General features: G+C 71.7%; 22 protein-coding genes. 8 read left to right on the forward strand and 14 right to left on the reverse strand.

All coding sequences use genetic code 11. The features are described from left to right. Window positions 1-14: 14 nt before the first annotated feature. The gene (locus ACFPYL_RS23360; RefSeq protein ID WP_379160340.1) at window positions 15-683 is read left to right on the forward strand and encodes a hypothetical protein; all 669 of its coding nucleotides are present in this window, start codon (window positions 15-17) and stop codon (window positions 681-683) included. Here the strand turns inward: ACFPYL_RS23360 and ACFPYL_RS23365 are convergent. From ACFPYL_RS23365 to ACFPYL_RS23385, 5 genes are read right to left on the reverse strand one after another with little or no spacing between them, the layout of a single operon-like run. Next, window positions 668-1,048 (reverse strand): DUF427 domain-containing protein, encoded by a 381-nt coding sequence (locus tag ACFPYL_RS23365; RefSeq protein ID WP_379160343.1) that lies wholly within the window; start codon window positions 1,046-1,048, stop codon window positions 668-670. The two genes, ACFPYL_RS23360 and ACFPYL_RS23365, sit on opposite strands and share 16 nt — an antisense overlap. Before the next feature lie 44 nt (window positions 1,049-1,092). Beyond that, window positions 1,093-1,800, reverse strand: a complete 708-nt coding sequence (locus tag ACFPYL_RS23370; RefSeq protein ID WP_379160346.1) for a hypothetical protein — start codon at window positions 1,798-1,800, stop codon at window positions 1,093-1,095. 29 nt (window positions 1,801-1,829) lie between these two features. Continuing rightward, a complete protein-coding gene (locus ACFPYL_RS23375; RefSeq protein WP_379160349.1) occupies window positions 1,830-3,221 on the reverse strand; it encodes a GntP family permease in 1,392 nt (463 codons plus the stop codon). Further along, window positions 3,221-3,718: a gluconokinase gene (locus ACFPYL_RS23380; protein ID WP_379160352.1), complete on the reverse strand. Its 498-nt coding sequence runs from the start codon at window positions 3,716-3,718 to the stop codon at window positions 3,221-3,223. Before ACFPYL_RS23380 ends, ACFPYL_RS23375 begins: the two co-directional genes overlap by 1 nt. 10 nt (window positions 3,719-3,728) lie before the next feature. Next, window positions 3,729-4,991 carry a hypothetical protein gene (locus tag ACFPYL_RS23385; protein WP_379160355.1) on the reverse strand — a complete coding sequence of 421 codons (1,263 nt, stop codon included), beginning with the start codon at window positions 4,989-4,991 and terminating at the stop codon, window positions 3,729-3,731. Window positions 4,992-5,152: 161 nt separating this feature from the next. Between ACFPYL_RS23385 and ACFPYL_RS23390 the strand changes: the two genes are divergently transcribed. From ACFPYL_RS23390 to ACFPYL_RS23415, 6 genes are all read left to right on the forward strand, one after another. Then, window positions 5,153-6,328 carry an acyl-CoA dehydrogenase family protein gene (locus ACFPYL_RS23390; protein WP_379160358.1) on the forward strand — a complete coding sequence of 392 codons (1,176 nt, stop codon included), beginning with the start codon at window positions 5,153-5,155 and terminating at the stop codon, window positions 6,326-6,328. A 9-nt stretch (window positions 6,329-6,337) separates the two neighbouring features. Further along, window positions 6,338-7,480: an acyl-CoA dehydrogenase family protein gene (locus ACFPYL_RS23395; protein ID WP_379160361.1), complete on the forward strand. Its 1,143-nt coding sequence runs from the start codon at window positions 6,338-6,340 to the stop codon at window positions 7,478-7,480. A gap of 79 nt (window positions 7,481-7,559) precedes the next feature. After that, on the forward strand, window positions 7,560-7,868 hold the full coding sequence (locus ACFPYL_RS23400) for a WXG100 family type VII secretion target (protein ID WP_379160364.1): 309 nt from the start codon (window positions 7,560-7,562) through the stop codon (window positions 7,866-7,868). After that, window positions 7,868-8,158, forward strand: coding sequence for a WXG100 family type VII secretion target (locus ACFPYL_RS23405; protein ID WP_379160367.1), 291 nt, complete (start codon window positions 7,868-7,870; stop codon window positions 8,156-8,158). The genes ACFPYL_RS23400 and ACFPYL_RS23405 overlap by 1 nt, the downstream gene beginning before the upstream one ends. Continuing rightward, window positions 8,155-9,555, forward strand: a complete 1,401-nt coding sequence (locus ACFPYL_RS23410; protein ID WP_379160370.1) for an RNase A-like domain-containing protein — start codon at window positions 8,155-8,157, stop codon at window positions 9,553-9,555. Before ACFPYL_RS23405 ends, ACFPYL_RS23410 begins: the two co-directional genes overlap by 4 nt. Before the next feature lie 18 nt (window positions 9,556-9,573). Continuing rightward, the gene (locus ACFPYL_RS23415) at window positions 9,574-9,846 is read left to right on the forward strand and encodes a contact-dependent growth inhibition system immunity protein (protein WP_379160373.1); all 273 of its coding nucleotides are present in this window, start codon (window positions 9,574-9,576) and stop codon (window positions 9,844-9,846) included. Window positions 9,847-9,942: 96 nt separating this feature from the next. On the opposite strand, the gene ACFPYL_RS23420 is transcribed toward ACFPYL_RS23415, so the two are convergent. The 3 genes from ACFPYL_RS23420 to ACFPYL_RS23430 all read right to left on the reverse strand — a co-directional run bounded on the left by ACFPYL_RS23420 (window position 9,943) and on the right by ACFPYL_RS23430 (window position 11,674). Next, entirely contained in the window at window positions 9,943-10,086 is a 144-nt protein-coding gene (locus tag ACFPYL_RS23420; protein WP_379160376.1) for a hypothetical protein, read from the reverse strand. A gap of 71 nt (window positions 10,087-10,157) precedes the next feature. After that, a complete protein-coding gene (locus tag ACFPYL_RS23425; protein WP_379160378.1) occupies window positions 10,158-11,414 on the reverse strand; it encodes a glycoside hydrolase family 30 protein in 1,257 nt (418 codons plus the stop codon). A 104-nt stretch (window positions 11,415-11,518) separates the two neighbouring features. Continuing rightward, window positions 11,519-11,674, reverse strand: a complete 156-nt coding sequence (locus ACFPYL_RS23430; RefSeq protein WP_379160381.1) for a hypothetical protein — start codon at window positions 11,672-11,674, stop codon at window positions 11,519-11,521. Between the two features lie 12 nt (window positions 11,675-11,686). On the opposite strand from ACFPYL_RS23430, the gene ACFPYL_RS23435 reads away from it, so the two are divergent. Beyond that, the gene (locus ACFPYL_RS23435) at window positions 11,687-12,298 is read left to right on the forward strand and encodes a hypothetical protein (RefSeq protein ID WP_379160384.1); all 612 of its coding nucleotides are present in this window, start codon (window positions 11,687-11,689) and stop codon (window positions 12,296-12,298) included. Here ACFPYL_RS23435 and ACFPYL_RS23440 read toward each other — a convergent pair. The 6 genes from ACFPYL_RS23440 to ACFPYL_RS23465 form a co-directional block, all read right to left on the reverse strand. Further along, window positions 12,286-14,466: a glycoside hydrolase family 15 protein gene (locus tag ACFPYL_RS23440; RefSeq protein WP_379160387.1), complete on the reverse strand. Its 2,181-nt coding sequence runs from the start codon at window positions 14,464-14,466 to the stop codon at window positions 12,286-12,288. The two genes, ACFPYL_RS23435 and ACFPYL_RS23440, sit on opposite strands and share 13 nt — an antisense overlap. 10 nt (window positions 14,467-14,476) lie before the next feature. Next, a complete protein-coding gene (locus ACFPYL_RS23445) occupies window positions 14,477-14,983 on the reverse strand; it encodes a DUF4234 domain-containing protein (protein ID WP_379160390.1) in 507 nt (168 codons plus the stop codon). A 92-nt stretch (window positions 14,984-15,075) separates the two neighbouring features. Further along, window positions 15,076-16,917 carry a GH39 family glycosyl hydrolase gene (locus tag ACFPYL_RS23450; RefSeq protein WP_379160393.1) on the reverse strand — a complete coding sequence of 614 codons (1,842 nt, stop codon included), beginning with the start codon at window positions 16,915-16,917 and terminating at the stop codon, window positions 15,076-15,078. Next, on the reverse strand, window positions 16,914-18,488 hold the full coding sequence (locus ACFPYL_RS23455; protein ID WP_379160396.1) for a glucoamylase family protein: 1,575 nt from the start codon (window positions 18,486-18,488) through the stop codon (window positions 16,914-16,916). The genes ACFPYL_RS23450 and ACFPYL_RS23455 overlap by 4 nt, the downstream gene beginning before the upstream one ends. Before the next feature lie 23 nt (window positions 18,489-18,511). Then, window positions 18,512-19,408, reverse strand: coding sequence for a carbohydrate ABC transporter permease (locus ACFPYL_RS23460; RefSeq protein ID WP_379160399.1), 897 nt, complete (start codon window positions 19,406-19,408; stop codon window positions 18,512-18,514). Window positions 19,409-19,413: 5 nt separating this feature from the next. Further along, entirely contained in the window at window positions 19,414-20,328 is a 915-nt protein-coding gene (locus ACFPYL_RS23465; RefSeq protein WP_379160402.1) for a carbohydrate ABC transporter permease, read from the reverse strand.

Raw genomic sequence — 20,328 nt, forward strand, 5'->3', positions numbered from 1 at the left:
TACCGTGGGCGCTCGTGAGCAAGCTGATATTCGCCGTCTGGGGTGACGGCCTCGCGTCCGCCCTCCGCGACCCGGCGCTGCACGAGCGGCTCGCCGCCGCCGGCGTACGCCGCCTCCAGGTCAACGTCGAGGACGAGCACGTCGCCGGCGCGATGCGCATCGACCACCTCGACGACCCGATCGCCGGGTTCGTGACCGTGTGGGACGCCGACGCGGAGCCGGTCGCCGAGGTGCTCCGCACGGTCGCCGCCACCGTGCACGCGTACGCCGTCGACGAGCGTCGCCGCCTGGACCCGCCGGAGGACTGGGACGGCAGCCGGGCCGACGCGCTGGCCAACGTCGCGGTGCTCCGCCGACCCGACGAGCTCGACCGGGCCGAGTGGCTGCGGATCTGGATGGTCGACCACACCGCGGTCGGCATCCGCACGCAGGCGACTTTCGGCTACCTCCAGAACATCGTGCTCGAGCCGCTCACCCCCGGCGCGCCCCGGATCGACGGCATCGTCGAGGAGCTCTTCCCGAGCGCGGCCGTCACCGACATCCACGCGTTCTACGGCAGCGGGGGCGACGACGCCGAGCTCGGCCGTCGCATCGACGTGCTGATGGCCAGCGTCGCGCGGATCGGCGCCGACCGGCAGATCGACCTGGTGCCGACCAGCCGCTACCTCTACGAGCTGGGGTAGACCCGCACGTCGGCGACGTTCGGGTAGAACGCGACGTGGCCGGCGATCGACGCGACCGCGTCGTACGGCGCCTCGTAGGTCCACACGGCGTTGTCGTGCACGGTGCCGTCGACGACCAGGCTGTAGTAGGACGCGTCGCCCTTGTAGGGGCAGTACGTCGCGTGCTCGGTGCGCTCCAGGACGGCCGGGTCCACGTCGGCGAGCGGCACGTACTGGACGGCGGGGTACGACGCCTCCTGCAGCGTCAGTGCGGCCGTCGTGTCGGCGACCGTCTGCCCGCCCGCGGTGACGACGACGCGGTCCGGGTTCGGCGTGACGGTGATCGGGTGGCTGGCGTCGGGCACCAGCACCGGCTTCTCGCTCATACCCACCACAACACCACCTCGCGGGGCGGGATTCCAGCCCCGGCTCAGTGCTGGGTGGAGTCGTAGACGACCGTGCCGTCGCGCCGGGCGCCGAGGTAGGCCGTCTCGCCGTACTCGTTGGTGGCGTAGGCCCAGACCACCGCCCGGTCCTGGTCGGGCGCGCGCACGATCGTGTACCAGGTGGTCGGGTCCTCCACGAGCAGCTTCACCCGGTCCACGAGGTCGACCAGGACCTGCCCCTCCACCCGCGACATGTCGAACCGGTCGAACGACGCGGTGCTCTTGCTGTCGTTGGACGACAGGTCCGACCCGTCCCAGTAGAAGGACTCCTGGCGCTGGCTGGTCGCGTCGGCGGGGATCGAGACGACGGCGTACGCCGGGTAGAGGACGGCGTCGAACACCCAGGTGCTGCCGGCCTCGTCGTCGACCGCGTCCAGCAGCTCGTCGTACCCGTCCGCGGTCAGGACGTCGCCCCCCGGCCCGCCCGCGACGGCCTCGGTGGCGCTGTCGCTGTCCCCGCCCGTGCTGGCCGCGATGATCGCCGTGGTGATGCCGACGACCACGAGCATCGCGACGACCGCCGGAATCACCCAGAGCACCTTCGGGAGGCGGACCGGGGTCGGCGTCGCAGCCACCGGCACCGGCACCGGGGCCGGCGGCCCGTAGGGCACGACCGGCTCCTCCGGCTCGACCGGCACCGGGTCGGTCCGGTAGGTCGGCGCGGGCTCCGGCGGCTCCTCCGGCGTGCTCACACCGGCACGCTAGCGCCGTACGGCGGTCGCTAGACGAAGATCCCCAGGATCAGCACCACGACCAGGCCCACCACCGAGAGCACGGTCTCCATCAAGGACCAGGTCTTGACGGTCTGGCCGACCGTCATCCCGAAGTACTCCTTGACCAGCCAGAAGCCCGCGTCGTTGACGTGGGAGAAGAAGAGCGAGCCGGCACCGACGGCGAGCACCACCAGCGAGGTCTCCCCGGTCGAGAGGCCGTCCACGAGCGCGACCATCAGCGACGACGCGGTGATGGTGGCGATCGTGGCCGAACCGGTGGCGAGACGGATCAGCACCGCCAGCACCCACGCGAGCAGCAGCACGGAGATGTTGGCGTCCTGGGCCCACTCCGCGAGCCGGGTGCCGATGCCGGTGTCGACGAGCACCTGCTTGAAGCCTCCACCCGCCGCGACGATCACCAGGATCCCGGCGATCGGCGGCAGCGCCTCGGAGATCGTGTCGGAGATCGTCTGCTTGTCCATCTTGCTGCCGATGCCGAAGGTGAACATCGCGACGATGACCGCGATCAGCAGCGCCACGAACGGGTTGCCGATCACGTCGCCGACGCGCTGGACCATGTTGTCCTCGTCGTCGATCACGATGTCGACGACCGCCTTGCCGAGCATCAGCACGACCGGCAGCAGCACCGTGGCGATGGTGACGCCGAACGACGGGCGCGTGGACTCGTCGCGCTCCTCGGTCTCCCACGTCGTGGGCGCCTCGACGACCACCCACCGGCCGGCGAGGGCGCCGAAGAGCGGACCGGCGACGACGATCGTCGGGACGGCGACCAGGATGCCGAGGCCGAGGGTCACGCCGAGGTTGGCGCCGAGGAGGTCGATCGCGGTGACCGGGCCGGGGTGCGGCGGGACGAAGCCGTGCATCGCCGAGAGGCCGGCGAGCGCCGGGATCCCGACCGTGATCAGGGAGACCTGCGCACGCCGGGAGACGAGGTAGATCACCGGCATCAGCAGCACGAGGCCGATCTCGAAGAACATCGGCAGCCCGATGATCGCGCCCACGGCGGCCATCGCCCAGGGCAGCATCCGGCCGGACGCACGTCCCACGATGGTGTCGACGATCTGGTCGGCGCCCCCGGAGTCGGCGAGCAGCTTGGCGAACATCGCGCCGAGCACGATCAGGGCACCGACGCCCGCGGCGGTCGTGCCGAAGCCGGTCGTGAACGACGTGAGCACGTCGTTCACGTCCTGGCCCGCCAGAATGCCGACGGTCAGGGCGCCCAGCGTCAGCGCCAGGAACGGGTGCAGCTTCACCAGGGTGATCAGCACGACGATCACGGCGATGCCGACGAGCGCCGCGACGACCAGGTGGGCACCACCTGCGACCGGCTTGACCAGGTCGGACGACGTCTCGAACGGCAGGACGGACAGTGCGGGCATCACGAGTCGGCTCGATTCACCAGGTCCACGTACCCCTGGACGATCGCGTCCACACTCTGGTCGACGTCGAGCACGAACCCGTCCTCGTCGGGCGCGAGCGGCTCGAGCGTCGCGAACTGCGAGGTCAGCAGCGAGGACGGCATGAAGTGCCCGGGCCGGGCGGCCTGGCGGGCCGCGATCACGTCGCGGGTGCCCTCGAGCAGCAGGAAGCGGGTCGTGGGGGCGATCCCGCGGATCTGGTCGCGGTACTTCCGCTTGAGGGCGGAGCAGCTCATCACCCCGCCGTCCTCGTGCACCGCCAGCCACTCGCCCACGAGCTCCAGCCAGGGATAGCGGTCGTGGTCGTCGAGCGACTCCCCGCGGCTCATCTTGGCGATGTTGGCGGACGGGTGCAGGTCGTCGGCGTCCTCGAACGGCACGCGGAACCGCTGCGCGATCGCCGCGCCGACGGTCGACTTGCCAGAGCCCGAGACACCCATCACCACGAGGGGACGCATGGCGATCACGCTATCCGGTGGGGGCCTCCGCGGCGGCGCCGGGCGGTGCCGGCTGCTCGCTCGCCGGTGCGTCCGCCGGGGCGTCGGTAGGCGCGTCGGCGGGCTGCTCGACGGTCATGGGCGTGGGATCCGGGGTCGCGGGGTCGGCGGGCGGCGTCGACTCGACGGCAGGTGCCGCGGGGTCGGCCGGCGCCTCCGAGGACGCGGGCGCGGACGGCTCCTGGCTCGGCGGGTCGGACGGCTCGTCCGCGGGCGGCGTCGAGGGGTCGTCGGAGGGCGGCGCCGTCGGGTCGTCGGGCTCCTGGACGGTCACGGTGAAGGGCGCGGACTCGGCGCCCTCGACCATCGCCGTGCTGTAGACCTTCCAGCGGTACGTCGTGTCCTCGCGGGGACGCACGGGCACGGTGGCATCGGGCCCGGTGCGGTCCTGCACCACGGCCCAGCCGTCGTCGACCTTCTTCTCGAGCACGACCCGGACCGAGCCCAGCGGAGCGCCGTCGCCCGAGGTGACGTGCGCGCCCAGCCGGAGGGTCTCACCGGGGGCGATCGTCTGGTCCTGGCCGCCGGAGACCTTCGTCGAGTAGCCCTCGAAGTCATAGGTCGTGGTGCCGTCGGAGGTGCCGATCCGCCAGGCGTCGGTGTTGAAGGCGTGGCCGTCGCAGCCGAAGCCGATCGCGTAGAAGCCGGCGCCGTCACCGCCCATCGCCTGCACGAACGCCGGGATGCCGGACGCCCCGACCTCTGCGACCTGCTCGTGCGTGGACATGTCGTACTGGGTCCAGACGTACCCGAGCCCGCGCACGTCGACCGAGGTCCACGTCCCGGCCGCCGCGGAGAGGTCCGCCCGCCCGATCCACATCAGCGTGGTGCCGGCGTCCTCGGGTGCCTGGTAGCCGACGTACGCCACGCCGGTCGTGCCGTCCGGGGCGTAGACCGAGACGCCGGCGTCGGTGATCGCGTCGACGCCGTCGACGTAGCTGACCGGGCCGACGGCGTTGCCGCCGGCGAGGTCGAAGGCGAGGCTGCGCCTGCCGTCCGGGCCGCTCGGCCCGTCGGGGGCGATGCCGACCATCGGGGCGATCGCCTCCGTCGTACGCCCGAAGACCGAGGAGCAGCCGACCAGGTTGAGCTGCGAGCGGCCGCCGGCCGGGAGGGCCGCGCCGTGCACGACCACCGTGGCGTCGCCCGACGCCTCGGCGCCCGGCAGCGCAATCGCGGCAGCGACGGTCAACGCCGCGGCCGCGCCGGCCACGACCTTGGTTGCCCGACGCACTGTGCTCCCCAGTTCCATCCTTCTCCCCGAGATCCTCAGATCAGGCTACGTCGGATCCGCGGGCATGGCCGAGTGAATGCAAAATCGGAGGCTACTGAGCGGTCGCTTCGTGGACGCGGCATGATGTGTTTGTTCACCAGGAGCCACCAGGAGGTGCCCAGATGCAGCTGGCGCTGTCGGCGGAGGACGCCGAGTTCCGCGACCAGATGCGGGAGTTCTTCACCACGAAGATCCCGCAGGAGATCCGCGACGCCGTGCGCGACCGACGCGAGCTCGGCAAGGACGCGTTCGTCCAGAGCATGCAGATCCTCAACGAGGCCGGGCTGGCCGTGCCCAACTGGCCCGTCGAGTGGGGCGGCCAGGACTGGACGCCGCTGCGGCGCCACATCTGGCACGAGGAGATGCAGCGCGCCTACGTCCCGACCCCGCTGGCGTTCAACGCCTCGATGATCGGGCCGGTGATCGCGCAGTTCGCGTCGCAGGAGATGAAGGAGCGCTTCCTCCCGAAGACCGCGAACCTCGACATCTGGTGGTCCCAAGGCTTCTCGGAGCCCGACGCCGGCTCCGACCTCGCCTCGCTGCGGACCAGCGCCGTCCGCGACGGCGACGAGTACGTCGTCAACGGCCAGAAGACCTGGACCACGCTCGGCCAGTACGGTGACTGGATCTTCACGCTGGTCCGCACCAACCCGGACGTGAAGAAGCAGGCCGGCATCTCCCTCCTGCTCATCGACATGACCTCCGAGGGCGTCGACGTACGCCCCATCGAGCTGATCGACGGCGGCCACGAGGTCAACGAGGTCTGGTTCGACAACGTCCGCGTCCCCGTCGAGAACCTCGTCGGCGAGGAGAACCGCGCCTGGGACTACGCCAAGTTCCTGCTCGGCAACGAACGCGTCGGCGTCGCTCCGGTGGGCGCGACCAAGAGCTCGCTGGCACAGGCGAAGGAGTGGGCCGCCACGATCTCGACCGGCGAGGGCAGCACGCTGCTCGACGACCCGCTGGTCTCGACCCGCATCGCCGAGCTCGAGAACGAGCTGCTCGCCCTCGAGCTCACCGCGCTGCGCGTGGTGGCCAACTCGGCCGACGGCAAGCCGCACCCGGCGTCGTCGGTCCTCAAGCTCAAGGGCACCGAGCTCCAGCAGGCCGTCACCGAGCTGATCGTCGACCTGGCCGGGCCGGCGTCGGCCGCGAGCGGCGCCCGCGACGAGTCCGACCTGCCCTGGTGGGCCACGCACTCCGTGCCGGTCTACCTCAACTTCCGCAAGGCCTCGATCTACGGCGGCTCCAACGAGGTGCAGCGCCAGATCATCGCCCGCACGATCCTGGGACTCTGAGGGGGACTGATGGACTTCACCTACGACGAGGAGCAGCAGGCGCTGCGCGAGGCCGTGCGCGGCCTGGTCGGCAAGGCCTACTCCGACTTCGAGAACCGGCGCCGCACGGCCGCCGAGGACCCGGGCTTCAGCGAGAAGGTCTGGACCCAGCTCGCCGAGATGGGCATCCTCGGGCTGCCCTTCGACGAGCAGTACGGCGGCATGGGTGCCGGCGCGATCGAGGTCGGCATCGTGGCCCAGGAGATCGGTCGCGTCGTCGCGCCCGAGCCGTTCCTGACCTCCGTGGTGCTGGCCGGCGGGCTGATCGCCGCGGCCGGCTCCGAGGAGCAGAAGAGCGAGCTGCTCGGCGCCCTCTCCGCCGGCGAGCTGGTCCCGACGTTCGCGCACGCCGAGCCCGGCTCGCGCTGGCAGGCGACCGCCTCGGCGGTCACCGCGACCGAGTCCGGCGACGGCTGGACGCTCTCCGGCGTCAAGGAGCCGGTGCCGAACGGCGTACGCGCCGACGTGCTGGTGGTCTCGGCGGCCCTGCCGTCCGGTGGCACCGGCCTCTTCGTGGTCACCGGTGACGCGTCGGGTCTCGACCGCGACGGCTACGCCACGCACGACGGCGGGCGGGCCGCGAAGGTCACGCTGTCCGACACCCCGGCGACGCCGCTGGGCTCTGCGGACGACCGCGCCGGCGTCATCGCGCGGGTCCTCGACATCGCCCGGATCACGGCGTGCAACGAGGCGATCGGGCTGATGGAGGTCGCGCTCGAGAACACCACGGCGTACCTCAAGAGCCGCAAGCAGTTCGGCGTCACGCTCAACACGTTCCAGGCGCTGAACTTCCGCTCGGCCGACATGTACGTCTCGCTCGAGCTGGCCCGTAGCCTCGCCCTCTGGGCGTCGATGGTGCTGGCCGAGGGTTCCGGCGAGGAGGCCGCGACGGCCGCCGCGCGGGCCTCGCTCGGCGTCAGCCGCGCCGGCCGCCACATCGGGCAGGAGGCGATCCAGCTGCACGGCGGCATCGGCATGACCGCCGAGTACAGCATCGGCACCTACACGAGCCGGCTCACCGCCCTCGACCACCTGCTGGGCGACGGCAACCACCACCTGGGGCTGCTCGCCGCGGGCGTGGGTGGGTACGACGAGGTCGACCCGCTGCCGTAGCCGGCTGCGTGGACCGAGTTATCCACAGATCGACGAACGGTGGTGTCCCCGGGCCGGTGGCCCGGGGATGCTGCTGTTCATGGACATCTCGGCCGAACACCCCGCCTTCCGGGCCGCGGTCGCCGACGTCGCGACGGCGGCCGACCGGCTCCGTGCGGACCGCAACGGGGTCGCCCGACAGGTCGACGTGCTCCTGGACGGCGGCTGGTCCGGGCGCGCGGCCGCGGCGTACGCCGAGGGCTGGACGTCGTGGTGCGCCGGCGCCGACCGGGTGCTCGACGGGCTGCTCGAGATGGGCCGGCTCCTCGACGCGGTCCACGTCGACCTGACCGAGCGGGACCTCGGCTCGCGGACCTCGCTGACCCGGCTCGCGGGGAGGTTGGGCTGATGTTCTCCGTGGACCTCGACCTGCTCGACGAGACCGTCGCCTCGATGACGCGCTGCGGCATCGAGCTCGACGCCCTGCTCGACGAGGTGGCGCGGCGGGTGGACGCGCTGCACGTCACGTGGGGCGGCGCGGCGGCGCTCGCCCAGGACGGCGCCCAGGCGGAGTGGGCGGCCGGCTTCCGGCAGATGCGCGAGGCGCTGGCCGCGATGCGGGCCGCCGGCGGGGTGGCACACGAGAACTACTCGGACGCGGCGGGCACCAACCTGCGGATGTGGGAGCAGGTCTCATGAGGCTGGCCGTCCACGAGCAGGGCTACGCCTCCGCGGTCGAGGCGCTGGTCAGCGGCAACGAGCTCGCCGCGCAGACGGCGACCCGGCTCGCCGGGCGGCTGCGGACCTACGCCGGGATGGCCGGTGACGACTCGACCGCGACCGACTTCGCGGCGTCGTACGACGAGGCGGCGGCGGCCACCCTGGGCGCGCTGGAGTCGACGGTCGGCGCGTTCGGCGTGCTGGGCCGGATGGTCGAGGCGTCGCTCACCAACCACGCCCACGCCGACGCTCGCTCCACGTTGCCGGGCTGGGCGCGGGCCGTGGTCGGGCCGCCCACCGTGGCCGACCGCACCGTCGGCGTACACCTCGCTCCCCCGCCCTCCTCCCTCGGCGCCGACGACGGTGGCCCGGGCGGTCCGGCCGGCATGGTGCTCGACCTGCTGGCCGACGTCTTCTGGCCCAACGCCGACACCGACCGGGTGCGGTCCGCGGGCGCCGCCTGGACCGCCGCCGGGGAGGCCGTCGGCCTGCTCGAGGCGCACTGTGGCTCCGCCCTGGCGGCCCTCGAGGACGAGCGCTCCCCCGAGGTCCCGGTCGCCCTCGCCGTGGTCGGCGACGTCCGCGACCGCGTCCTCGACCTCGCCGACCAGCTCGGCGCCCTGGGCTCCGCCTGCTACGACTACGCCGCCCACGTCGACGCCAAGCGCTCCGAGCTCCGCTCGCTCCTCGAGGACCTCGTCGAGGAGCTCGCCATCGGCGCCATCCTCGCCGGCGGCATCTCCCTGATCTCCGGCGGCGCCGCAGCCGGCGCCGCCGGCAGCCTCGGCGCCGCCCGCGTCGCCTCTGCGGGCGCCAAGGCCCGCGGCATCCTCGACAGCCTGCGCGTGCTCACCGCCGGACCGGCGCTGGCGACGCGGGATGCCGCTGCCGTTGCCGGCGGGGTGGGCGCTCGTGCTCAGTGGATCAATGGAGCCCGCGTGATGTTCACGGATGCCGGCGAGCGAGCCGCTGCCCCTCGCAGCATCGATCGCACCGTCACGTTCCTTGGGAGGCACGAGGGTCCAAGACGCGGGCACGTCCTGCGCGACCACGTTGGAAAGTCGCCGAGTGAGCTGTACTGGAGGGCGTTGAATGACCCATTCACGAACCGGGCGTCGTCCTTCCACGACGAGGCCACTGCTGCTCGACTCATCAGTGAAACACTCGGCCGCAAGGAGCCCGAGATCAGTGGCTGGCTTGCGGGCACGAGGCCCCAACGACTAATCGACGACGTGTTCACGGACGCAACGGGCATCGTGGTGGACTCGTCCGGATACGTACGCCTGGTCAAGGGACTGCGCATGGTGCTTGTACGGGATCGTTCGATGCCCGAGGGTTACTGGATCAAGACTGCGTTTCCGCAGTCCGTGAGGTGAGTGATGACTAGGACGCCAGTGCTGTGGGACCTCGTCGGGATCTATTTCAACCAAGACATGAGCCTCGACTACGGTTCAGAGGCCGCAGCCCTCGACGCATTCGTCGCCGATGACCCGGACGCACCCAAGGTGATCGACGAGATCGACTGGATCTTCGAGAACTTCTCGAGCGAGAAAGAACTGGCGGCGTATCTCGAGTCACAGGGCAGCGATTACCTTCCCCCAGGCGGCGACGGTCACCGCGAGTGGCTCACCCGGATCGCCGACCACGTGCGCGCGGCGACCACCTGAAACCAAGCCGGGCCCGGGACGTCATACGAATCGGCTGCTGGGGCAACCAACTCGTATGACGTCCCGGACCCGGGGTCCGCACGCGACACAGCGCCGTCATCGCGCGTGCGAGTGCAGGCGCAGCATCTCGAACTGGACCTGGCTCTGCTGACGCTCACGCATCGCCTGGAGTCGCACGTGCTTGTCCTCGCTGGAGAGCGCGCGCCAGGCCTGGCGCCGCTCGTTCTTCATGACCTTCATGGCAGTTCCTCTCGTGGTGGTCGCCCGCCACCCTGGCGAGCACGCTCATCCTGCGCGCCCGCTCTTGGAGGTCACTGGGAGTCGGCTTGGAGCCCCCGGAAGGTGAACAGCTCGCCGGGGCGAACGACGTACGCACGCACCGGGCCGGACCCCGACCCGATCCGCAGCGTGACCGGCGCGTCGGTGTCGTTGTGGGCGAAGAGGCCGAGCGTGCCGTCGGGGTTCGCGAAGGCGGCCGCAGAGACGCCTGGCGGCGCCTGCACCGAGATCACCTGAGCACCCGGCGAGGCGGCCCGGGACAGGTGGGCGAGCGTCCAGAACTCCGGCTCCGCCACCGCCGACGTCGGGGTCACGGTGAGCAGCCCGCGGCAGTCCTTGCAGCCCCACTGCGAGCCGGCGTCCACCGGCCCGTGGGAGTCGTCGAGCGCGAGGTTCCACATCATCAGGCCCGACGAGCCCGCCGCGACCGAGTCGGCGACCAGCACCTTCGCGTCGTACGCGAAGGTGGCCGTCGGGTCGTCGGTCGTGCCGCTGCACTCCGTGACCAGGTGCGGCGCCGACAGGCTCGCCATCGAGGACGGCGAGCCCTGGTAGCAGTGGAAGGCTGCCGCGTCGAAGCCGCCCGACAGGGCCCGTACGGCGTCGACGCGCGGCCGGTCGGACCAGTTGTGGTCCAGCGCCCACAGCTGGGTGCCGAGCTCGTCGAGGCGCGGCCCGACCTCGTTGCCCAGCCGCGCCAGCTGGTCGTCGGTCATCGTCATCGACGGGTAGTCCAGGCTCAACCCCGGCTCGTTCACCAGCGTCGTCGCCGCGAGAGGTACGCCGTGGTCGCGCAGCCAGGCAGCCTGCGCGACCAGGAGGTCGGCGTACGACGTCTCCGCGGCATCGGTCAGGGCGCCACCGCGCAGCGAGCCGCCGTCCTTCATGGACGACGGCGCGGTCCAGGGAGCACCCACGACCTGCAGGTCGGGCTGGCGCGGCAGGATCTCGTCGCGCACCAGGTCGGCGGCGGCGAGCGCCTCGTCCGGAGGGGTCGCGACGGCACCGTCCCAGTCCCAGGTCCACAGCGACGGCGAGAAGTCGGTCGCCGAGAGCGGCAGCCGGAGCATCGAGAGCCGGGCGCCGTCGGGCGAGGTCGGCGAGAAGAGCAGGTCGAGCAGGTCGTCGCGCCCCGCCAGCAGCGAGACGGACGCGTCCGTCAGCGCCGCCCCGGTCCCCCACCACGTCTGGTGCCGCTCGGACGGGTCGAGCACGACGTTCGCCGGTCCGTCGTCGACGGAGGGCTCGACCGCCAGGAGCCGCCGACCCGGGTCCGTCGGCGACGTCACCCATGCCTCCGGCAGCAGCTCCGGTGTGGGCGCCGGCGACGGGTCGGAGCCCGAGCTGCACCCGACCAGCGACAGCAGCAGGCAGAGCCCCAGCAGACGCCGGGTCAGCTGGACTCGCTCTCGGCGAGCCGCTCGTGCAGCCGGTCGCGGACCTGCTCCGGCGAGAGCTGCGTCCGTTTCCGCTGGTCTCGCGCGATGATGGCTCCCGACGCGGCGACTCCGGCCAGCCCGGCCAGGCCAAGCACCTTCCACAGCTTCACGAGGACTCCTTCATGACACTGGATCTCGACCAGGCCGTCGACCTGACGCGCACCGGGGACCTCTGGCTCTTCCGCGGCACCTCGGCTGCCGACCACGCTATCCGGGTCGTGACCAACGCGCCCGTCAACCACGTGGGGATGGCCGTCGTCCTCGACGACCTGCCCCCGCTGATGTGGCACGCCGAGCTCGGCAAGGGCCTGCGCGACGTGTGGACCGACAGCCACCACCGCGGCGTCCAGCTGCACGACCTGCGCGAGGCGGTGGTCCAGTGGACCGGGCGCTACGAGCAACGGGCCTGGTTGCGCCAGCTCGACGTGACGGTCACCCGCGAGATGGAGGACGCGGTCCTCAAGACGATCGCCCGGCTCGACGGCACGCCGTTCCCCTCGACCGCCAAGCTGGTCGGCCGCTGGGCGCGCGGGCGGGTACGCCGCGCCGCCTCGGCGGAGCTGACCTACTGCGCCGAGGTGGTCGCGGCGACGTACGAGGCGATGGGCCTCCTCGGCACCGACCGCCCGACGAACTACTACGACCCGGGCCGGTTCTGGTCCGGCGACGACCTCGAGCTCCTCGGCGGAGCCCGCCTCGGGGTCGAGGTCGCCGTCGAGACTCAGCGCACGTAGCGGTCGGCGACGACCGCCGGCTGGTCGACGGGACGACCACGCTGGATCGACCACGCCAGCCGCACCAGCTGGGCGTGCGACCACACGAGCGGCGTCGCCGACCGGGTCCCCTCGCCGACCTCGCAGCACGCCCGCCCGCTCGGTGGCCGGCCGTCCCAGACCTGCTCCGCGAGCATGTCGCTGGGGCCGGCGGCCTGCGCCATGGTGGCGAGGTACTGGGTCGCGTCCTCGCCCGCGGCGACGGCGTACTCCCCCCGCTCGCCGGTGAGGATCGGCCACCCTCGGCCGAGCGTCTGGTGTGCGCCCGGGTCGGTGATGACCCACTCGCCGCCGGAGCGCGTCTCGCCGTACCCGTCGCGCGTGAACCGGTGCCAGAACGGGCCCAGCGGGGTGTCCACCTTCAGCTGGTCGTCCACCACGGCGAGGGTGTTGCGGACCGCGCGGTCCGCGGGCGACAGGATCCCGAGCCGCACCAGGTCCAGGAAGCTGGGGTCGACGACCCTCCGTTGGTCGATCTTCTTCGGCCCGCCGTCACCCATCTCGTACGTCGTGCCGCGGTCGGGCCGCCCGTCCTTGGTCAGCCGCAGGAAGTAGGGGCCCTTCGACAGCGGCCCGTTGCTGGTCACCGTCAGGCGCTTGACCGCGGACTGCCACCGGTCGGCAACCGCCAGCCACCGTCGAGCCAGCTCCGGTCGACCCTTCGTGCGGGCCAGGTCGGCCGCGGAGACCAGCCCGGCGATCTGCGCGGCGATCGAGTTGGGCGAGTAGCCCGACTGGTTCTCCCAACGCTCCTGGGGGGTGTACGGCGCACGGCGACCGGTCTCGTCGTCGCGGAAGGTCACCAGGAAGTGGGCGGCCTTGCGCACCCCGCGCCAGGTGGCGGCGTCGTGCTTGCCGACGAGGTGGGCGAGCACGATCGGGAGCGCGACCTCGTCGAGCTGGAGGTCCCCCCAGACCGGCGTGCCGGAGACGTCGGAGTTCTGCGGGAAGGAGCCGTCCTTCTTCTGCTGGGTGCCGAAGAGCCAGTCGACCATCCGTCGGGCGGCTGCCCGGTCGCCCATCGCCCACAGGGCACTGCCGAACTGGTAGGCGTCGCGCGACCACACCAGGTGGTAGGCACCGGACGGCGAGGACAGGTCCGGCACCTCGTCGCCCCACACCCACGGCGCGGACGGCGAGGCGATGAACGCGCCCCGGTGCACCTTGTCCTCGGCGGCGGCGAGGACCAGGGCGGACGCGAGGTACTGGTCACGCACCGCGGCGGCGCTGGCCGGCACCTTCCTGAGGCCGGCGAGGTAGCGGTGCCACCCACGGTCGTACGACGCCCGCACGCGGTCGAACCCCCGGTGCAGCGAGCCGCGAGCCTGCCCGGACGCGGCCGACACGGAGCGACCGAACCCGAGCGCCAGCGTGACCCGGTCGGGTAGCCGCGCCGCCTGCACGACGTTGCCGGGACCAGCCGCGAGGTGCCGGCCGCCGAGGTCGCGGCGTGGGTCGGTGGCGGTCCCCGCGAGCCCACTCGTCGTCGCACGCAGCGCCGGCCTGGACACCAGCGCGGTCGCGACGTCGCCGTCGGCGGCGACCAGCGAGTGCCGGTTGCTGCGCGCCCGGTCGTCCATGCCGTTGTTGCCCAGCGCCGGGTCGTAGAGCGCGAACAGCCGGTAGCGGCCACCGTCGAGGGGCTCGAGGTGCGCGCGGACCACCAGGCTGTCGTGGTCGGGGTCGGTGACCACCTGCTGGGTCAGGCGGTAGCGGCCCGGGTGTCGGTTGCCGGACTGCGCGAACCGGAGGCTGCGCGCATCGGGCCGGCTCACCGTCGTCGCCGGGCCGGACGGGCGGTCGACGAAGTCGTCCCCCACGACGACCAGCTCGAGGGTGCGCACGCTCGGCGTCGAGAGGTCCGGGTAGAACACCTCGCTCACCCGGCCGCCCTGCAGCGTGAACCAGACGTCGCTGCCTCGCGAGCGCGACGTACCGAAGCCGGACTTGTCGGCCTCGGTCCACGTCGACCTGGCACCCGCGGCCGCAGGCGCCGATCCCGGAGGCGCCGACCGGGCGGCGGCGGTCGCGGGGACGAGGACGGTGCCGGCGGCCGCGGTGCTCAACACCGCGGCCGCGGCACACAGGCGCTTGTGCATGCAGGTCCCGTACCCGGTGACCTGCGTCACAAACAGAGCCTCAGGCGGTGGCGCCCTGCGACTTCCAGTACTCGTTGAGCGCGCCGTTGGTCTTCACGAACCAGACGATCGCACCGATGAAGAAGAACCAGCCGAGCAGCAGGTACCAGAGGCCGGTGACCGCGCTGACCGGCTTCGGCTGGCCCTTGCGCTCGTAGAGCCCGCCGACCTCGTTGGAGCTGAGGAACGGGTTCACGATGCCGATCAGGATGGCGAGGATCAGGGCGATCGGGCCGCCGACACCGTTGCCCGTGTGCTGCTTCATCTCGTCGTGGGTCTTGTAGTACCAGTACCAGGTGTAGAAGCCGAGCGTGACGATCGTCAGCAGCACGCAGGTGCCGGTGCTGCGCACCTTGCCGATCGGTCCGTCGGCCGGCCCGGCCATCGGGGCCAGCGGCGCGGCAGCGGCGGGCGCGGGGACACCGGCGCCGGGGGCGGGGGTGCCGTACGGCGGCGGGGCGGCCGCCGGGTCGGGTGCCGAAGCGATCGGTTCGTTGCTCTCGGTCATGACACGTCCTCAGGATTGGTTGGGACAGACACCTGAGGCTAGGACCGGGGCCATGCCCCGTCGTGCATTTCGGACAAAACCCCCGCCACTGGTCAGTACAGGGTCAGCAGGCTCATCGCCGGCATCGGCAGCGTCAGCTCGATGCTGACCGTGCCCGCTGCGTCCGCGACGACGACCCCCGCGGGCTCCGCCTCCTCCAGCCGGTCGGCCGCCCGCAGCTGGGCCCACTGCTCGTCGTCCGGCCAGTCCTGACCGTCCTCGCGGAGCCGTCCCCACGCCGCCGCGACGTTGGAGTGCAGCTGGTCGACGCGCTCGTGCACCAGCTGGTACGTCGCCCCCGGCTCGAGGCCGGTGACCTCCACCCGGACGTCGCGGGCCAGCTCGTCGGAGCCCGCCGCCTTGGTCTGGTCGAGCGTCAGGTTCCAGAGCAGCGTGGTGATCCCGGTGTCGCCGCGGGTCGAGATCACCTCGACCAGCGAGCCGGCACCGTCGCCGGTCAGCGACGTCGCCAGCCGCCGCGGACCGAGCCGCTCGAGCATGGCCAGGGCCCACCACCGGGGCTTGCGCAGCTCCCCGACCGTGCGCAGCCCGAAGCCGCCGTGCAGCAGGGCCGGCGGGCGGCCGAGCTCCTCGAAGTGGTCGGAGACGACCCAGTAGGACAGCGCCTCGATCCGCCCCATCGACGACGCCATCCCGCGCAGCAGGAAGGTGCCGGCGAAGACGGCGTCGCTCACCTCGTTGAAGTGCGTCGGCGTCACGCCCCACTCGGTCCACCAGATCGGCGTCCCCACCCGGCCGTAGCGCGCCAGGGTCGGGCGGAAGTCCAGCGGCGGCGAGCCGTAGGTGTGGGTCGAGACGAAGTCGACGGGTACGCCGGTCTCCTCGGCGTGGGCGAGCAGCTCCTCGACCCAGCCGGCGGCGGCCGACGACGGGCCGCCGACGACCAGGCGGTCGTCGACGGAGCGGACCGCCGCCACGGTCACGTCGTACAGGCGGAGGTACTCCTCGGGCGTGCCCGACCAGAAGACCTCCAGGTTGGCCTCGTTCCAGACCTCGAAGGACCAGTGCTCGACGACCTCGTCGCCGTACCTCTCGAGGAGGTGCGCGGTCAGGTCGCGCACCAGGTCGTGCCAGCGACCCCAGTCCTTGGGCGGCGAGATGATCGCGTCGTAGTCGAAGACGGTCTTCGCCGGGTCGCTCGCCAGGTCGTGCGGCATGAAGGACACCTCGACCACCGGGTAGAGCCCCAGCGACCGGATGTGGTCGTAGACCCGGTCCACCCCCGAGAAGTCGTGGACCGGGTCCCCCTCCACCTCACGGTAGACGCCGAGGTCGTCGCAGAGGATCGCGTGCGCCCGCACGTGGGTGACGCCGAGCTCCTCGTGCGCCGCACGCAGCGCCGACGACAGCTCCTCGCCGACGACCCGGCCGCCGGTGGTGTCCGTCGAGAGCGCGTGCGAGAGGTGCTCCGAGCCGATCATCGGGCGCCACGGACGGTCCAGCTCGCCGAGGTCGGAGTCCGTGTCCACCGACACCGTCACGGTCCCGGCGGCATGGAGCGGCACGGCCGAGACCGGCGCCGACAGCGGGCCCTCGACGTGGACGTCGGAGAGCGAGGCGACGGCGTACCACCGCTCCTCACCCGGCGTCCCCGTCGTGTCGACGTACGGCGGGTGCGGGACCGCCAGCACGTCGCGACCGGCGTGGTCGAGCTCGACCCAGGGGCCGTCCGCGCCGTCGGCGACGTGGACCTGGTAGCCCACCGCGCCGTCGACCGGCTTCCAGTCGAGCGTCACCTGCGACCCGCCGGCGACGGCGACCAGGCCGTCGGGGGCGTCGAGCTCCGGGGCGTTGCCCACGAACGAGACGCCGGTGCGGATGCCGATCCGGGACTCCCAGTCAGCTCGTGCGTCGGTCATCGGGTGCTCAGTCATCGGGCGAAGACCTCCTGCTTCATCAGCGGACGGAGCGACGTCTGCATCGCCCCTCGAGCGACGTAGCGCCGCATGTCGTCGTCGGCCAGCGCGTTCCCCAGCGCGGCCATCACCATGCCCTGGTCCAGCGACAGGTAGTGCTTGGACACCTGCCCGCTGCGTACGGCGACCGCGTCGTAGAAGCCGCCCTTGCCGTAGGCGTCGAAGTGTCGGGACAGCTTGGCCAGGTTCTTGAGCGCCGCCTTCGGCGCGTAGCGCAGCGCGAGGAACGACGCGTGCGGGGTCACCACGCCGTCGCCGTACGCCGTCGGCGCAGGCGAGCCCTCACGACAGCCGTCGAAGGGCTGGTCGACGGTGGTCCGCTCCTGGTCGGAGGTGTAGCCGGGGCCGTCCAGGCCGAGCTGGTCGACGCCGTACTCGCGGTAACCACCGGCCGGGTTGTTGGAGGGCGAGAAGCCCCAGTAGCCGTACTTCGCCTCACTCAGCCCGTGCTCGATCTGGCCGCGCACGTAGGCCGGGTGGTTGCGACCCCAGGACCGCGGGCCCCAGGTCTCCTCGGGCACGAAGAGCGGCACCATCAGCGCCTCGAACATGCTGCCGCCCCAGGTCGGCACGATGTGCTTGCCGCGGTAGGGCAGCGCCCCCTCGAAGACGTCCATGTCCTCGCCGCCGACCTGGTAGGTGCGCCAGTGACCGACCGGCTTGGTCTCGGTCCACGACCAGTCGCACGTGTCGTTGGGGAAGGTCCGGAACGTCCCGAAGTAGTGCTTCGCCGGGATCTGTCCGCTCGCGATGCCCAGGTAGGACGCCATCCGCGGCTCGGTGTTGAAGGCGCCGTAGTGGTGGCCGGTGTACCAGACGTCGGCGCCCATCCCGCAGTAGTCGCCGGTGACGGCGGCCGGGTCCTGCGGGTCCTGGTCCCAGAACCCGCCACGGATCTGGCCGCCCGGGGTCGTGCCGCCGTTGCCCTCGGCGGGGTTGTAGTAGCAGCCGAAGTCCATGTCGCCGCGGATCGCGTCGGCCTGCGACCGCAGGCTCGGCTCGGCGCGCGAGACCAGCAGCAGGGCGGTGGCGAGCCAGCCGTTGTCGACGCTGGAGAGGAAGGGCTTGATGGTGCTGCCGTCGGTGGGGAAGGTCAGCAGCTTCTCCCCCGTCGTCGGGCTGTACCAGTTGTAGAACATGCCGGACGCCTCGTGCCGCTCCAGGCCGGCGACCGTGTGCACGGTCCGGGCCAGCCGGCGGTGCGCGTCGCGCGCGCTGATCAGGCCGGTGTCGCGAGCGACGACGGTGCTCCACAGGTAGGCGCCGATGTTGGTCGGCGAGGTGAACGCCGCCCGGCTGCCGGGCTTCAGGCCGCCTCCCACGTTGTCGGCGGGCAGGCCGGTGCGGCGTACGACCATCGCCTTCACCGAGCGCCAGGTGTCGGTGGCGTACTGCCCGAGCACATCGGCGCGACGCTCGGTCTCCAGCCCGTGCCGCCCAGGCGGATCCATGGCCTGACCGGGGGTCGGCAGGTTGAGCCCCAGGACGAGGCCGAGGGCGATGACGATCGTGCGCACCGAGTTGCGCATGGGGATCTCCTTGACGGGGTGGGTCACTTGATGCCGGTCATGGCGACGCCCTGCATGATGAAGCGCTGCAGGAGCAGGAAGACGACGAGCACGGGGATGACGACGACGACCGAGCCGGCGAGCAGCAGGCCGTACTGGGTGGCGTTCTGGCCGACGGCGTAGAGGGCGAGCGCGACGGGCAGCGTGTACTTGTCCTCCGAGGTGGCGACCACGAGCGGCCAGAGGAAGTTGTTCCAGGACGTGAGGAAGGTCAGCACGCCGAGGGTCGCGACGGCCGGGCCGCAGAGCGGCATGATCACCCGCGCGAAGATCGTCAGCTCGCCGGCGCCGTCGACGCGCGCGGCCTGGATCAGCTCGTCGGGCAGGCCGAGGATGTACTGCCGCATCAGGAAGACACCGAACGGCCCCGCCAGGAACGGCAGGATCATGCCGGGCAGCGTGTTGGTGAGCCCGAGGTTGGTGGTCAGCACGAAGAGCGGCACGAAGGTCACGACGCCCGGCACCATCAGGGTGCCGAGCACCAGGATGAAGAGCACCCGCTTGCCCGGGAACTCCAGCTTGGCCAGGGCGTAGCCGAGCATCGAGCAGAAGACGACGTTGCCGAGCGTCACCGCCAGCGCGACGATCGCCGAGTTCAGGAAGTACGTCGGGAAGTCGAGCCGGGTGAAGAGCTGGTCGTAGTTCTCCGTCGTCACGTCGTGCGGCCACCAGGTCGGCGGGATCGCGCGCACCTCGGACTCCGGCTTGAAGGACGACACGATCATCCAGAGGAACGGGACGACCACGACGAAGAGGCCGACCGCCATCACGACGTAGAGCCAGCCCGGCGTGCGGATGCCGTCGGCGTTGCGCCGCTGCTTCGGCGGTCGTACGTCGGCGGGCGGCGTTGCCGCAGTGGGCTTGTCGAGAAGCTGGGTCATGTCGATCAGTCCTTGGTCCGCAGCAGGCGGAACTGGAAGAAGGTGAGGAGCACGATCGCCAGGAACAGCAGGTAGCTGGCGGCCGCGGCGTACCCGTAGTTGCCGTAGCCGAACTGGTCGAACGTGAAGAACGTGACCGACCGGGTGGAGTCGAGCGGTCCGCCCTTCGTCATCACGAACGCCTCCTCGAAGAACTGGAGGTAGCCGATGCCGGTGATGACGGCACCGAAGAGCAGCACCGGACGCAGTGCCGGGAGGGTGATGAAGCGGAAGCGGCTCCAGGCCGCGGCACCGTCGACCTCGGCGGCCTCGACCTGCTCGCGCGGCACCGTCTGGAGGCCGGCCAGGAAGATCACCATCAGGGTGCCGAAGTTGCGCCAGGTGGCCATCACCACCAGCGACGGCAGCGCGGTCGAGGTGGAGTCGAGCCAGGCGGGGCCGTTGATGCCGACCCAGGCGAGCGCGGCGTTCAGCAGTCCGCCCTCGTCGCGCAGGATGTACTTCCACACCACCGATACCGCGACGATGCTCGTGACGACGGGCAGGTAGAAGCCGACGCGGAAGAAGCCGCGGGACCGGCTCAGCCCGTTGAGCCCGACGGCAACGGCGAGAGCGACCCCCATCGTGAGCGGGACGCCGAGCAGCAGGTAGAGCAGGGTGTTGAGCGTGACCTTGCGGAAGAGCGGGTCCTGCACCAGGTCGATGTAGTTGTCGAGCCCGACGAACTGCACCGCGAACGGCGTCCGCAGGTCGGTGCTGCGCATGTCGGTGAAGCTCATCCCGAGGCTCGCGAGCACCGGGCCCGCGGTGAACACCAGGAAGAGGACCACGAACGGCGACGCGAGGATCCACCCGGCGACGGCCTGGCCGCGCCGGGTGGGATCCACGACCCCGGTGGATGCCCCAGTGGTGGCGGACAT

It is taken from the genome of Nocardioides hankookensis (assembly GCF_042658885.1).
GTDB lineage: Bacteria > Actinomycetota > Actinomycetes > Propionibacteriales > Nocardioidaceae > Nocardioides > Nocardioides hankookensis.

What these genes read in the sequence shown, in the direction of transcription:
- ACFPYL_RS23420 (WP_379160376.1), bottom strand. Translation starts at nt 10,086, where the DNA reads ATGAAGGTCATGAAGAACGAGCGGCGCCAGGCCTGGCGCGCGCTCTCC.
- ACFPYL_RS23460 (WP_379160399.1), bottom strand. Translation starts at nt 19,408, where the DNA reads ATGACCCAGCTTCTCGACAAGCCCACTGCGGCAACGCCGCCCGCCGAC.
- ACFPYL_RS23445 (WP_379160390.1), bottom strand. Translation starts at nt 14,983, where the DNA reads ATGACCGAGAGCAACGAACCGATCGCTTCGGCACCCGACCCGGCGGCC.
- ACFPYL_RS23455 (WP_379160396.1), bottom strand. Translation starts at nt 18,488, where the DNA reads ATGCGCAACTCGGTGCGCACGATCGTCATCGCCCTCGGCCTCGTCCTG.
- ACFPYL_RS23450 (WP_379160393.1), bottom strand. Translation starts at nt 16,917, where the DNA reads ATGACTGAGCACCCGATGACCGACGCACGAGCTGACTGGGAGTCCCGG.
- ACFPYL_RS23390 (WP_379160358.1), top strand. Translation starts at nt 5,153, where the DNA reads ATGCAGCTGGCGCTGTCGGCGGAGGACGCCGAGTTCCGCGACCAGATG.
- ACFPYL_RS23375 (WP_379160349.1), bottom strand. Translation starts at nt 3,221, where the DNA reads ATGCCCGCACTGTCCGTCCTGCCGTTCGAGACGTCGTCCGACCTGGTC.
- ACFPYL_RS23405 (WP_379160367.1), top strand. Translation starts at nt 7,868, where the DNA reads ATGTTCTCCGTGGACCTCGACCTGCTCGACGAGACCGTCGCCTCGATG.
- ACFPYL_RS23365 (WP_379160343.1), bottom strand. Translation starts at nt 1,048, where the DNA reads ATGAGCGAGAAGCCGGTGCTGGTGCCCGACGCCAGCCACCCGATCACC.
- ACFPYL_RS23465 (WP_379160402.1), bottom strand. Translation starts at nt 20,328, where the DNA reads ATGTCCGCCACCACTGGGGCATCCACCGGGGTCGTGGATCCCACCCGG.
- ACFPYL_RS23395 (WP_379160361.1), top strand. Translation starts at nt 6,338, where the DNA reads ATGGACTTCACCTACGACGAGGAGCAGCAGGCGCTGCGCGAGGCCGTG.
- ACFPYL_RS23380 (WP_379160352.1), bottom strand. Translation starts at nt 3,718, where the DNA reads ATGCGTCCCCTCGTGGTGATGGGTGTCTCGGGCTCTGGCAAGTCGACC.
- ACFPYL_RS23400 (WP_379160364.1), top strand. Translation starts at nt 7,560, where the DNA reads ATGGACATCTCGGCCGAACACCCCGCCTTCCGGGCCGCGGTCGCCGAC.
- ACFPYL_RS23435 (WP_379160384.1), top strand. Translation starts at nt 11,687, where the DNA reads ATGACACTGGATCTCGACCAGGCCGTCGACCTGACGCGCACCGGGGAC.
- ACFPYL_RS23410 (WP_379160370.1), top strand. Translation starts at nt 8,155, where the DNA reads ATGAGGCTGGCCGTCCACGAGCAGGGCTACGCCTCCGCGGTCGAGGCG.